This is a genomic window from Bradyrhizobium sp. Kon37 (assembly GCF_055807535.1).
On sequence record NZ_JBVVOY010000016.1, the window covers coordinates 1 to 13,743 of the forward strand.

Here is a 13,743-nt window from a genome sequence, read left to right on the forward strand (position 1 = left end):
GCACGAGGCTGTCACCTATGTCTTAGGTACGTTCCGTTACCCATGTCTTCGGGCCGGACAACAATGAGGTGGCGGAAGGGGTGGGATTCGAACCCACGGTACCCTTGCGGGCACGCCGGTTTTCAAGACCGGTGCCTTAAACCACTCGGCCACCCTTCCAAACCCGGAATGGTTGTCGCTTAACGCAGTAGACGGCCCAAGGCAACGCGAAGTTGGCGCCGGACCCGAACCCCCTCCGCTGCACACGATCTGTCAGGCGAGCGTCAACCTGTTCCCTTAGCCTGTACGCCTCAGGCATCCGGACACTGGCGACATCTCCCAGGGCGTCGCGTCGCCGGTTGCGAGGCCCGGCCTGGAGTCGCTTCCGCTTCCGGGCCTCGTTTGCTGCCCTCAAAAGCAAAGCGGCGCCCCCGAGGGAGCGCCGCTTGAATTCTGCGTTGTTGCTCTAGCTCAGTAGCCGCCGCAGGACGCGCAGCCCATCTGCACCGGGGCGTAATAGGAATAGCCCGGCTGGACCATCTCGACGCGCTGGCGCGTGGCGTATTGCGGCGGGATGCGCTCGTACTGGACGCTCGGCGGCGCCACCATCACGGTCTGCGGCACCATCACGGTGCGGTACTGCGCCGGCGCGCGGTGCGCCACGACGGCGCCGGGCGAAACCATCACGGTCTCGTCGACGGTGCGGTATTGCGGCTGCACATATTGCTGCTGGTAGCAGGTCGTGCACGGCGGAGGCGTGTAGCAATTGTAGCAGCCGGCGGAAGCCGCGCTCGTCATGGAAATCGCAGCGACGACGGTCGAGAAAACGACAGCGAGAGTGCGAGACATTATTGTGGTGCCCCAATTGCCCGAAATGGATTTGCGAAGGTCGCATCAGTATACGCGGCAAAATCTTGCTTTGCCGAAGTTCGTCGGGGCATCCTTAATGCAAACGGCCGGCTTGCGCCGGCCGTTCAGAACTTGTTGACCATGCGCGGTGCGTGATGCTTGCGATCACGCCGGCACGTGATGCTGTTACTTCACGCGACGCTTGACCTCGCGCACCGCGCCGCGCGCGGCGCTGGTGGTGAGCGCCGCGTAAGCCTGCAGCGCGGTCGAGACGTTGCGCTTGCGGCCGATCGCCTGCCAGGCGGCATCGCCCTTCGCGTCTTCGGCGGCGCGACGCTTCGCCAGCTCCTCGTCGGAGACCTCGAGGGTGATGCTGCGGTTCGGGATGTCGATGGCGATGCGATCGCCGGTCCTGACGAGACCGATGTTGCCGCCTTCGGCGGCTTCCGGCGACAGATGGCCGATCGACAGGCCCGACGAGCCGCCCGAGAAGCGTCCGTCGGTGACGAGCGCGCAGGCTTTGCCGAGGCCCATCGATTTCAGATAGCTGGTCGGATATAGCATCTCCTGCATGCCGGGGCCGCCGCGCGGGCCTTCATAGATGATGACCACGACCTCGCCGGCAACGACCTTGCCGCCCAGAATGCCTTCCACGGCCGCGTCCTGGCTCTCGAACACGCGGGCGGGGCCTGCGAATTTCAGGATCGAGGCGTCGACGCCGGCGGTCTTCACGATGCAGCCGTCCTGCGCGAGATTGCCGTAGAGCACGGCGAGACCGCCGTCCTTGCTGAAGGCGTGTTCGAGGTTACGGACGACGCCCTTCTCGCGGTCGGTGTCGAGCTCGTCGTAGCGACGCTCCTGGCTGAAGGCGATTTGGGTCGGGATGCCGCCGGGCGAGGCCCGGAAGAAGGTGCGGACGGACTCGCTCCTGGAGCGCTTGATGTCCCAGCGCTCCAGCGCGTCGTTCATGGTCGGCGCGTGCACGGTCGAGACCGACGTGTCGATCAGGCCGGCGCGGTCGAGCTCGCCCAGGATGCCCATGATGCCGCCGGCGCGATGCACGTCCTCGACATGCACGTCGGCGACCGATGGTGCGACCTTGCAAAGGACAGGCACGCGGCGCGACAGGCGATCGATGTCCTGCATGGTGAACTTCACCTCGCCTTCATGGGCGGCGGCGAGCAGATGCAGCACGGTGTTGGTCGAACCGCCCATCGCGATGTCCAGCGTCATCGCGTTCTCGAACGCCTTGAAGTTCGCTACATTGCGCGGCAGCACGCTAGCGTCGTCCTGCTCGTAGTGGCGGCGCACGATATCGACGATGGTGTGGCCGGCCTCGACGAACAGGCGCTTGCGATCGGCGTGGGTCGCGACCACCGTGCCGTTGCCGGGGAGCGCAAGGCCAAGGGCTTCCGTGAGGCAGTTCATCGAATTGGCCGTGAACATGCCCGAGCACGAGCCGCAGGTCGGGCACGCCGAGCGCTCGATCACCTTGACGTCCTCGTCGCTGACCTTGGAGTCGGCGGCTGCGACCATGGCATCGATCAGATCGACCGCCTTGGTCTTGCCCTGCAGCGTGACCTTGCCGGCCTCCATCGGTCCGCCCGAGACGAACACGGCGGGGATGTTGAGCCGCAGCGCGGCCATCAGCATGCCGGGGGTGATCTTGTCGCAATTGGAGATGCAGACCATGCCGTCGGCGCAATGCGCATTGACCATGTACTCGACGCTGTCGGCGATCAGCTCGCGCGACGGCAGGCTGTAGAGCATGCCGTCATGGCCCATGGCGATGCCGTCGTCGACCGCGATGGTGTTGAACTCTTTCGCCACGCCGCCGGCCTGCTCGATCTCGCGGGCGACGAGCTGGCCGAGGTCCTTCAGATGGACGTGACCGGGCACGAACTGGGTGAAGGAATTGACCACCGCGATGATCGGCTTGCCGAAATCGCCATCTTTCATGCCGGTCGCGCGCCAGAGGCCGCGGGCGCCCGCCATGTTGCGGCCGTGGGTGGTGGTGCGGGAGCGATAGGCTGGCATGGCGGTTTCCGTCCTCGGGTTTGGCTAGCCGGGCGCGGCAAAATTTCGAAGCCGCCTCAGGCCTTTCCGGCCGGATAGCGCACGGGGGGAACGCGCGCAACGGGAACTTGAGCCCGACCGGGCCTGATCGGCCTTGCGCAGGCCTCCCCTGCTCCCGGCGCGGGAGCACAGGCGATCTCAGCCGTCATGCCCGGGCTTGTCCCGGGCATCCACGTTCTTGATGCCGCGGAAAAGGTCGTGGATGGCCGGGACAAGCCCGGCCATGACGAAGCATTATTGCAGCTCGGGATCGAGCCGGTCGCGCAGCCAGTCGCCGATGACGGAGACCGCCAGCGTGGTCACCACGATGGTGGTGGCCGGCGCCAGCATGATCCAGGGTGCCCGGGTCAGGTACTCGCGGCCGTAGCCGACCATGTTGCCGAGGCTGGTCATCGGCGGCTGCACGCCGAGGCCGAGGAACGAGAGGCCCGACTCCATCAGGATCACCTCGGGAAACACCAGCGTGGTCGACACGATCAGGGTCGAGGCGATGTTGGGCAGGATATGCCGGAGGTAAATCCGCGCCGGCGTCGCGCCGAGCTGCCGGACCGCCGCCGCATAGCCTTGCGCATTGGCGGAAATGGCAAGGCCCCGCGCGATCCGGGCGTAACGCTCCCAGCCGAAAAATCCCATCAGGCCGATCAGGAGCGGCAGCGAGTTGCCGAAGAAGGCGAGCACTGCGAGCGCCATGATCAGGAAGGGCATGCTGGCCTGGAAGTCGGACAGCATCAGCACGAGCTGCTCGACGGGTCCGCGGAAATGCGCGGCGAGGAAACCGAGCGTGGTGCCGACGATGGCGGAGATAGCCGTTGCGCCGAAGGCAATCAGGAGCGAGATGCGGATCGAAACGAGCAGCCGCGACAGCACGTCGCGGCCGAGTTCGTCGGTGCCGAGCCAGTGCGCGACATTGCCGGGCGCAGCGAGACGATTGCGCAGGTCGAGCTGGGTATAGCCGTAGGGGGCGATCTTCTCGGCGAAGGCCGCGATCACCAGCATCGCGACGATCCAGCCGATCGCGATGGCGACCGAGACCGGGATCGCCGGGAGGCTCATGCGGCGGCGGACAGACGCGTCCTTCAGCGTTGCGTCCGTCATGCGTGCGCTCCTTTGGCGCGCAGCCGCGGGTCGAGGAAGCCGTAGAGGAAGTCGACGATCAGGTTGGAGGTGACCATGGTCATCGCCACCAGCAACAGGATGCACTGCACGACGGCGAGGTCGCGGTTCGCGACGGCGACGACGAGCAAGCGCCCTACTCCCGGCCACGAAAACACGCTCTCGACCACGACCGCGCCCGCGATCAGCGTGCCCACCATGAAGCCCAGAATGGTGACGGTCGGAATAGCCGCGTTCGGCAGCGCATGCGACGTCACGACTTTTCGCCACGGCACGCCCTTCGCCGAGGCGGTGCGGATATAGGGCTGGCCCAGCACCTCCAGCATGGCGCTCCGAGTGAAGCGCGCCAGCACCGCGGCGCCGCCAAGGCTGAGTGTCACGATCGGCAGGATGGCGTGACGCCAGCTGTCCTGCCCGCCCGAGGGCAGCCATCCGAGTTGCACGGCAAAGACCAGCACGAGCAGCAGCGCCAGCACGAAGCTCGGCACGGTGAAGCCGGCGACCGCCGTCATCATCACCGCGCGGTCGATTCCCGAGCCACGGTGCAGCGCCGCGTAGATGCCGGCGGGAATGCCGAGCGCGACCTTGAATGCGAAGGCCGGCAGCGTCAGCGCCAGGGTTGCCGGAATCCGCTCCAGCACAAGCTCGATCGCAGGCCGCCCGTCACGCATGGAACGGCCGAGCTCGCCCTTGGCGATCGCGCCAAAATAATCGAGATACTGAAACCAGATGGGATCATCGAGGCCCCACGCCCTGCGGAAGGCGGCGAGGACTTCCGGCGGCGCTTCCGGTCCCAAAATCATCAGCGCGGGATCGCCCGAGAGACGCAGCACCACGAAGGCGAAGGTGACGACGAGCACGATCGTCAACGCCGCGCGTCCGATGCGAATGGCGAAATAGCGTCCCATCAGGCCGCATCCCGCGTCTCGACGTGCGGCCCCGCCACAAGGTGGCAGGCGACCTGCCTGTCGCCACCGACGTTGGACAGCGCTGGCATCTCGCTTGCACAACGCGCGATCGCGCGCGGGCAGCGCGGATGGAAGGCGCAGCCTTGAGGACGGGCCGCCGGGTTCGGCGGATCGCCTGCCAGCACAATGCGGCCCGCGCTACGACGACCCGGCGCGGGCGATGCCGAGACCAGTGCTTGCGTGTACGGGTGCTCCGGCCGCGCGAACAGATCATCGGCGCTGCCGATCTCGACGATGCGGCCGAGATACATCACGGCCACAACATTGCTGATCTGCCGGACAACCCGCAAATCGTGGCTGATGAAGAGCAAGGTCAGCGCAAGCTGCGCCTGGAGATCGGCGAGCAGATTCACCACCTGCGCCTGGATCGAGACGTCGAGCGCGCTGACCGGCTCGTCACAGACCAGGAAATCCGGCTTGGTCGCCAGCGCCCGCGCCAGCACGATGCGCTGGCGCTGTCCGCCGGAGAGCGCGCCCGGGTAGCGCGCACCATGTGCGGGTGTCAGTTCGACCGCGCGCAGCAATTCGCGGACCCGCTCCTCGCGCTCGAGGGGCGTCCCGAGACCGTGAATGTCCAGGGGCTCACGGATTTGGGTAGCGACCGGTAACCGCCGGTCCAGCGCCCCCAGCGGATCCTGAAAGATCATCTGGATGTGCGCGCGTTGCGCACGCCATGCGGTTGTTCCGGGCGCGGCCATCGGCTTGCCGTCGAACCGCACCTCGCCATGGTCCGGCGGCTCGAGGCCGAGCACGATGCGGCCGGTGGTCGATTTTCCCGAGCCGGACTCGCCGACGAGGCCCAGCGTCTCGCCCTTGGGAATCGTGAGCGAAACGCGATCGACGGCATGCACGGCGGCACTTCGGCCGAACATCCCGGAGCGCATGCTATAGCTGCGCGAAATCGAGGATATTTCGACGAGCGGACTGCTCATTCGGCAGCAATCCCGAGCAGCGCGCGACGCGAAGCCTCGGCGCGAACGCAGGCAACGGCGCGATCCGCCGCGATCGGCGCGAGGCTTGGAGCCACAATGCCGCACGCCTCTTCTGCCAGCGCACAACGCGGCGCGAATGCGCAGCCATCAGGCATCCTCGCGGGATCGGGGACCGTTCCGGGGATGGCGGTCAGGCGGCGCCTCGGCCCGTCGAGCGGCGGCAGCGCGCCGATCAGGCCCTGCGCATAGGGATGGACGGGATCGGCGAAGAGCTGGTTCGCCGGCGCCTGCTCGACAATGCGGCCGGCATACATCACGGCGACGCGGTCGCAGTTTTCCGCGACCACGCCGAGATCGTGGCTGATCAGGACCATCGCCATGCCCATCTCGCGGCGGATAGTCGAGAGCAGTTCTAAAATCTGCGCCTGAATCGTGGCGTCGAGCGCCGTCGTCGGTTCGTCCGCGATCAGCAGGTCGGGATTTCCGGCGAGCGCCATCGCGATCATGATGCGCTGGACCTGGCCGCCGGAGAACTCATGCGGATAGGCTTCGAGCCTGCGCGCCGCGTCGGGAATGCCGACGAGATCGAGCAGCCGCCGCGCTTCCGCTTTCACCGTGTTGCCCGACAGATCGCGATGCAGCGCCAAGGACTCGCAGAGCTGCCGGCGGATGGTCAGCACGGGATTGAGTGCGCTCGCGGGATCCTGGAAGATCATGGCGACGCGCCCGCCCCTGATGCGGTCGAGCTCGGCGGCGGGCGCACTAAGGATCTCGCGACCATCGAGACGAACGGAGCCCGAGACGCGGGCATTTCGCGGCAATAGGCCGAGTGCCGCAAGCCACGTCACCGACTTGCCCGATCCGGACTCGCCGACGAGGCCGAGGGCCTCGCCCTTATGCAAGGCGAGATCGACACCGCGCAGGACCGGCACGCCCGGGAAGGCGACGCTGAGGTCCTTGATGCTGATCAGCGGCGCCACCGATCAGGCCTCGAAATTGCCGGCGCGGAAATCCATCGCGAAGGCCGGCGATGCCTTCCACTTGATCGACTTCGGCTTGGCCGTGAAGGTCGCGTTCTGGTGCAGCACCGTATAGGCCGGGTCTTCGCGCTCGGCGATCTCCAGCATGCGGCGGAACGCCTTCTTGCGGGCGGCCCGATCGATCGAGGTTTCCAGGAACTCCGAGAGCGTGTTCAGCTCGGCATTGGTCCACTCGCCGATCTGCTGCTGCTGGCCGTTGGGACCGTGCTGGGCAACCAGCGAAGACACGGGATCGTTGAAGGCGGCCGAGTTCGACCAGTCGCGCACCGCGCGGGTCGGCGCACGTTCCATGATCTGCGACCAGTTTTCCTTGGTCTCGATCTGCACGTTGAGACCGACCGATTTCCACATCTCGACCAGCACCTGTGCGGTCGCGACTTGGTTGGTGTAGTAATTGTTGAGCAGGCGATAGGGAATGGGATCGCCCTTGTAGTTGGCCTGCTTCAGCAGGTCCTGCGCCAGCTTGGGATCGTAGGCCGGCACGTTCCAGTCGGCATTGAACATGTCGCCGTAGAACTCCCACTGCAGGCCCTTCGGGACGCGGGTGCGGCCGGCCCACAGACTGTCGACGATGGCCTGGCGGTCGATCGCATGGGTGAAGGCGCGCCTTACAAGCGGATTGGCGAGCTGGGCGTGGTTCTTGTCGAATACGGTCAGGCGATGATTGAGGATGGTACCGCCCTGCACTTCAAAGGCTGAATTCTTCTCGATGCCGGCGATCTGGTCTGGCGGGATGTCGCAGGCGAACTGGTACTCGCCCGACAACAGGCCGTTGATGCGGCTCGCGACCTCCGGGACCTCGAGGAAGCGAATGCGCTTGAGCGGTGGACGGCCGCTCCAATATTCGTCGTGCGCTTCGAGCGTCAGCGACACGTCGGGCTTGAGTTCGACGACCTTGTAGGGCCCGGTGGTAACAGGCTTGCGCGCCCAGTCGAGATAGCTCGCGGATTCAGCCCAGGCGCGACGGTTCGCGATGTCGGAGCCGTAGCGCGACAGCCGGCCCTCGATCGTGACGTCGGGCGTCGCGTTGTAGAAGCGCACCGTGTACTTGTCGACGGCATCGACGCGGACGAGATCCGGCCAGATCCGGCGTGCAACCGCCGGAACGTCCGGCGGCAGCTCCTTGCCCGGCCGCGGCGTCGGGATTTTCTCGAAAGCCTGGATGGTGCTGCGGCTCTTGGCCTCGGTCTCGCCGAACATGCGCTCGCGGCTGAACGTGAAGACGACGTCATCGGCCGTCAGCTCGTCGCCATTGTGGAATTTGACGCCCTGGCGCAGCTTCACCTCGACGGTCTGGTCGTCGATACGGCGCCACTCGGTGGCAAGCCCCGGCACGGCCTCAAGGCTGCCGCGCCAGTTCTTGGAGATCAGGCCTTCCCAGATCGAGGAGAAAAAGACGCGCTCGCCGACATTGGACTGCTCGCGCAGCACGTCGAGCACGTTCGAATTGGTCACCTTCTGAACGGCAATCGTCACCGAAGGACGGTTGTCGGCCTGCGCGATGGCAAAACGCGGCAGAAGCAATGTGCCAGCGGCAACGCCGCCGGATTTCAGGATGGTGCGACGGGTAAGCTTGCTCATGACGGGAACCCCTGCCCTGGATGATGCGGTTATTCGGCGAGACCAAATGCGGCGAGATGGGCTGCGCCGGCGCGGACGTCGTCGTGATTGCGAAGTTCGAGGATCAGCCGGGGGTTGGAATTCAGCCGGCCCAGCGCGCGGAACACTGCGACCCACGGGATATTGCCTTCGCCCGGGGCCCAGTGCCGGTCGGCAAAACCGTCGGTGTCCTGCAGGTGGACGTGCGTCAGCATGTCGCCGGCGGTTTCGACGTAGTAGTCGACCGGCGGCGCGCCGGTGGAGATGTGCGCGTAGTTGGCGTGGCCGGTGTCGAGGGAGACCCGCACCTTGCTGCTTTCGAGCGCCTTGGCGAGACGCACGCGATCGCGCGGATCCTTGTCCTCGATGTTCTCGATGACGATCTCGCAGCCGATGGTTTCTGCGCGCACGATCACCTCGGCGAGTGTCGCCTTGACGCGTTCGACGAGATTGCCGCGATTATCCGGATAGAGGTCGAGGTTGTTGTGGTCCCAGGTCGTGAACGGCGAATGGATCACCATCTGCGTCGCGCCGAGAAACTCGGCGGCTTCGAGGCCCTGAAGCAGGCGTTTCGTTACGACTTGGCGGATCATCGGGTCGTGGCTACCGATGGCGAAGCCCCAGAACGGTCCGTGGATGCCGAGCCGGCCGGTGTGACCTGAGAGCATCTGCTTGATTTCGCTAGCAGCACTTCGCCAGTCGCCGTCGAGCAAGTCCGCGCGAAAGAAATCCTGAATTTCGAGATCGCGCTGCCGTTCGAGAAGCCAGTCGCGATGCGCAGGGATCGATCTAATGGACAATGCGGCGCCCAGTACCGGCTTCGACATGGCTTGCTCCTCGGCCGTCAACAATGACAGGGGCAGCGCTAGACCAGTTCAATGACAGGCCGGTGAAATGCAGGTTCCGAAGCGCTGAGGAGATGTGGACATCCCCCGATCGCGTGCATCGAATTCAGGCAGCGGCGAGTGCAGTGCGTGCAGACGCATGCATCCGCGCTCGGATCAAGCGCGATTAAATCCGTAGTGATCCGGAATGGAATCCTATTCCGATGTCGCGTACATCGCGGGACATCGATCGGCGGCCTTCCAAGGGCATCACCCTCTGATCGCGCAACATGGGGTTGGGGGACCACATGGGGCGGGGGGATCAAAGGCTGGGGCAAGGTTACGAGGTCCGGACTCCTAGGCACTCCGGACCTCGGGACTTTCTAGATTGAACGTGATTTCGCGCCGCCGGCTTGATCAGCCGTGCGGCGCGAAGTCGTTTCAGCCCGTTTTTCTTTCGGCGCTAGCGCGTCTGCGGCTCGATCGTCACCGTGCAGTCGCCCTGCCCTTGCGTCGCGACCACGATGTTGCCCGCGGGAGCGCCGAGGGCGATCGGTGCGGACGAGCCGCCGCCGGGCAACTGGACAGTCACGCTCAGAGAATCGGTTCGCGCGGTCGAGCCTACGGTGGAGGGTTCTGCCTGGGCCACATTGCCCGAGGCGTCACGCCGCATGATCTGGCAGTTTACGTTGCTGCCCCCGGCCGCCGTCATGCTCGATGAGGTGCCGCCGCTCATCTGGGCACGGGCTCGCGATGGATCGCGAGGCACCTGGCTGACGATGCGATGCGTCCGCGGCTCCACAATGACGACGTCGTCACCGGTCGCGAAATATTCGTAGTCTCGATATTCGGGCTCGATCGAGACGATCTCGGGCGGGAGCCTGTGAAGGCGCACGCGCGAGGGAATGGTCTCGCCGACCCGGATCGAGATGTTCAGATTACGCTCCGGCTCCGCCAGGCGTGCACGGCTCACCGTTTCGGAGATCCGCACCTGCTTCTCGGACGTCACCTGGGTCTGCTGATTGGTCTGCGTGTTGGTCTGGGTGGTCTGATTGGCTTGGTTGGTCTGCGTGCCCGGGGTGGCAGGCGCGGTCTGCGCATTGTTGGTCGGGGCCGTCCGGTTCGTGTCGGTCGCGGTGGCCGGTCGGTTGTTCTGTTGCGCCGGCTGCTGCTCAGCCGCGTTGCGCGGCGGCTGGGTCTGGTTGCGCTCGTTCTGGTTGGCCGCGGTGCCAGCGCGCTCGTTCTGCTGGCTAGACGTGCCGGACTTGGACTTCTCGGACTCCGCCGTTGATTTCTGCGGCGCGGACTTGTCCTGCTTCGTCTCGGCGCTGCTCTTGCTGTCGCGTCCCGGTTTCGGGCTCTCGGCGTCACGGTTGCGATCGCGGGAGGGCTCGCGGGATTCTTGCGCCTGATCCTTCGACTTCGGCTGGTTGTGCTCGGCAGAACTGGCCGGCTGGCGCTTGTCGTCACTCGCGTCCTGCCTGGCAGCGCCGCCCTTTTCCTCGCGGCCAGCGCCCTGCAATCGCTCCTGGGCGCCTTGCGCGCGCTCTTGAACTCGCTCCTGGGCGCCGCCGCGCTGCGGCGCAGCGCCTTTCGCCGGCTCCTCGCTCCGTCTCGGCTCGTCTCTACGCTCACCGGGCGCCTGGGCGTAGGCGAAGCCGGAAGCAAGCATCAGTCCGATAGCTGCGGTCGATAACATCAAGTGCTTGCGCATGGTCCCTCTCCTCGGAAATTCGCAACAACAGACGCGAACGTTCTTTGGGTGCGAAGGTTCCTGATCAGGAACGAGGGCCGATCACGCCGGTCTCACATCTCAGGCGGGTCTCACATGGCGTCCTTAAGCGTGAGCCGCGCCGTGAATGTCACGCTGGTCTTGCCAACCAGCGCCATGCCTTCGACCTCGGCGCCGTCGGCGGAGTAATCGCCGGAAAAGCCGCAGGTTACTTCCCTGCCGCCGAACGCGAGCGGCTTGCCGACGGCCTCGGTGTGCTGATTGACGGTCATGTCGCCGCGCCATTTCCCGTTCCGGAAGGTGTAGCTGCCGGTGTAGTAGAAATAGCTGTCGCCGCCCATGATGCGGCCATCGCAGAGCACGACGACGCCTTTGGCCTGGCCGCGCTTGCCGTCGCGCATCTCGATCTCAAAGATGTAGAGGCCGTTGAGGACCTTCTGTAGGTTGCCGCCCTGCTCGGGCCCATCGCCGGCCGACATCGCTCATCTCCCGTTCAAACCGGCACATTCCGTTCGAGATCTTCAAGCCACGCCGCCGCGCTCGAATCCGACGGCGCGCGCCAGTCACCGCGCGGCGACAATGAGCCGCCGGCCGAAACCTTGGGTCCGTTCGGCATCGCCGAGCGCTTGAACTGGCTGAAAGCGAAGAAGCGGCGCAGGAACACCTCGAGCCAGCGGCGGATCTCCTTGAGATCATAGGCCTTGCGCTTGTCGGTCGGAAATGCCGGCGGCCATTCGCCCTCGGCGACGTCCTTCCACGCCTGCAGCGCCATGAAGGCGATCTTGGATGGGCGCATGCCAAACCGCAGCGTGTAGAACAGGTTGAAATCCTGGAGCTCGTAGGGACCGACCGAGGCTTCGGTGCTCTGTGGCTTCTCGCCCGGCTCGGCCGGAACCAGCTCCGGCGAGATTTCGGCCGACAGGATCGATCCAAGCGTCCGATTGACGTCGTCGCTGAACTGCTTGGAAGCAATCACCCAGCGGATCAGATGCTGGATCAGCGTCTTCGGCACCCCGGCATTGACGTTATAGTGCGCCATCTGGTCGCCGACGCCGTAGGTGCACCAGCCCAGCGCGAGTTCGGAGAGATCGCCGGTGCCGATGACGATGCCGCCGTTGTGGTTGGCGAGCCGGAACAGATAGTCGGTGCGCAGGCCCGCCTGCACGTTCTCGAAAGTGACGTCGTAGACCTTCTCACCCTTGCCGAAGGGATGGCCGATGTCCTTCAGCATCTGCGTCGCCGTGGTGCGAATGTCGAGCTCCTGCCAACTCGTCTGCAACGCCTTCATCAGCGCCAGCGCATTGGTCTTGCTCTCGCTGCCGGTGGCAAAGCCTGGCATGGTGTAGGCGAGAATGTTTTCGCGCGGCAGGCCAAGAAGGTCGACGGCCTTGGCGGCGACGATCAAGGCGTGGGTGGAATCGAGCCCGCCTGAGACGCCGATGACGACGCGCTTGGTGCCTGTCGCACGCATGCGCTGGACAAGGCCCGCGACCTGAATGTTGTAGGCCTCATAGCAGTCCTGCTCGAGCAGGCTCTCGTCGCTCGGCACGAACGGAAAGCGCTCGACCTCGCGCAGGAAGCCGATATCGGCCGCCGGCGCCTTCAAGGCGAAGCTGACTTTCCGGAAGAAGGCCTCGCGCTGCCGGCGGTTGTCGTCGAAGGTTCCCATCAGCGCGCGTTCCTGCCTGAGCAGGTCGAGATCGACGTCAGCCAGCGTGATCTGGCCGCCCTGGCGGAACCGCTCGCCCTCGGCCAGCAGCACGCCGTTCTCGTAGATCGAGGTCTGGCCGTCCCAGGCCAAATCCGTGGTCGATTCCCCTGCCCCTGCGGCGGAATAGACGTAGGCCGCGAGGCAGCGCGCCGACGTCGATTTGCACAAGAGCGCACGCGAGCGGGCGCGGCCGATGGTGATCGGGCTGCCCGAGAGATTGATCAGCACGCTCGCGCCCGCGAGCGCGAGCTCGGAGGCCGGCGTCACCGGGATCCACATGTCCTCGCAGATCTCGACGCCGATGGTCAGGCCCGGTACGTCCTCGGCCGCGAACAGGAGGTCGACGCCGAACGGGGCATGCAGCCCGCCGAAGGCGACCATCTCTCCGACGATGCCGGCGCCGGAGGCGAAATGCCGTCCCTCGTAGAATTCGCGATAGGTCGGCAGATAGCTCTTGGGCACGACGCCGAGGACTTTGCCGCGATGGATGACGACCGCGCAATTGTAGATGCGATTGCCAAAGCGCAGCGGCGCGCCGACGATCAGGACGGTCATCAGGGCCGAGGATGCCTCGACGATGGCCACGAGCCCGCGCTCGACCGCATCGAGCAGCGGGTCCTGCTTCACGAGATCTTCGATCGCATAGCCGGACAGGCAGAGCTCGGGAAACACGGCAACCGCCACCGACTGCGCGTGGCAGTCCTTCGCCGCCGCCAGAACCGCCCTCGCGTTGGCCGTGGGATCGGCCACATGAGAGGTGGTGACGCAGGCCGCCACGCGCGCAAATCCGTGGGCATAGATCGAGTGGAAACTCATCGAGCACAGTCCCTTTGTCTCGTCGCGACCGGCCTCCGCCAGCTCTGAACTCCATTTAACCCATCGACATCGCCCCGTGCAGGCCATTCAACGGCATGCATAAC

At 65.5% G+C, this 13,743-nt stretch carries 11 protein-coding genes and 1 tRNA gene; all 12 read right to left on the minus strand.

The window, feature by feature from the left end; all coding sequences use genetic code 11:
- Nucleotides 1-69: 69 nt before the first annotated feature.
- Nucleotides 70-159: transfer RNA gene (locus tag AC0L3J_RS25380), tRNA-Ser, on the minus strand.
- A gap of 291 nt (nt 160-450) precedes the next feature.
- Nucleotides 451-777: a hypothetical protein gene (locus tag AC0L3J_RS25385; protein WP_035969507.1), complete on the minus strand. Its 327-nt coding sequence runs from the start codon at nt 775-777 to the stop codon at nt 451-453.
- Between the two features lie 237 nt (nt 778-1,014).
- Nucleotides 1,015-2,865, minus strand: a complete 1,851-nt coding sequence (ilvD, locus tag AC0L3J_RS25390; RefSeq protein WP_473348686.1) for a dihydroxy-acid dehydratase — start codon at nt 2,863-2,865, stop codon at nt 1,015-1,017.
- Nucleotides 2,866-3,138: 273 nt separating this feature from the next.
- A complete protein-coding gene (locus AC0L3J_RS25395; protein WP_473348687.1) occupies nt 3,139-3,999 on the minus strand; it encodes an ABC transporter permease in 861 nt (286 codons plus the stop codon).
- The gene (locus tag AC0L3J_RS25400; protein ID WP_456764320.1) at nt 3,996-4,925 is read right to left on the minus strand and encodes an ABC transporter permease; all 930 of its coding nucleotides are present in this window, start codon (nt 4,923-4,925) and stop codon (nt 3,996-3,998) included. The genes AC0L3J_RS25395 and AC0L3J_RS25400 overlap by 4 nt, the downstream gene beginning before the upstream one ends.
- Nucleotides 4,925-5,917, minus strand: a complete 993-nt coding sequence (locus AC0L3J_RS25405) for an ABC transporter ATP-binding protein (RefSeq protein WP_473348688.1) — start codon at nt 5,915-5,917, stop codon at nt 4,925-4,927. The genes AC0L3J_RS25400 and AC0L3J_RS25405 overlap by 1 nt, the downstream gene beginning before the upstream one ends.
- On the minus strand, nt 5,914-6,897 hold the full coding sequence (locus AC0L3J_RS25410) for an ABC transporter ATP-binding protein (protein WP_473348689.1): 984 nt from the start codon (nt 6,895-6,897) through the stop codon (nt 5,914-5,916). Before AC0L3J_RS25410 ends, AC0L3J_RS25405 begins: the two co-directional genes overlap by 4 nt.
- A 3-nt stretch (nt 6,898-6,900) precedes the next feature.
- Entirely contained in the window at nt 6,901-8,538 is a 1,638-nt protein-coding gene (locus AC0L3J_RS25415; protein ID WP_473348690.1) for an ABC transporter substrate-binding protein, read from the minus strand.
- Nucleotides 8,539-8,567: 29 nt separating this feature from the next.
- A complete protein-coding gene (locus tag AC0L3J_RS25420; protein WP_473348691.1) occupies nt 8,568-9,383 on the minus strand; it encodes a sugar phosphate isomerase/epimerase family protein in 816 nt (271 codons plus the stop codon).
- 460 nt (nt 9,384-9,843) lie between these two features.
- A complete protein-coding gene (locus tag AC0L3J_RS25425; RefSeq protein WP_473348692.1) occupies nt 9,844-11,094 on the minus strand; it encodes a DUF1236 domain-containing protein in 1,251 nt (416 codons plus the stop codon).
- 110 nt (nt 11,095-11,204) lie between these two features.
- Nucleotides 11,205-11,591, minus strand: coding sequence for a GrlR family regulatory protein (locus AC0L3J_RS25430; protein WP_473348693.1), 387 nt, complete (start codon nt 11,589-11,591; stop codon nt 11,205-11,207).
- 14 nt (nt 11,592-11,605) lie between these two features.
- The gene (locus tag AC0L3J_RS25435; RefSeq protein WP_473348694.1) at nt 11,606-13,639 is read right to left on the minus strand and encodes an NAD(+) synthase; all 2,034 of its coding nucleotides are present in this window, start codon (nt 13,637-13,639) and stop codon (nt 11,606-11,608) included.
- Between the last annotated feature and the right edge of the window lie 104 nt (nt 13,640-13,743).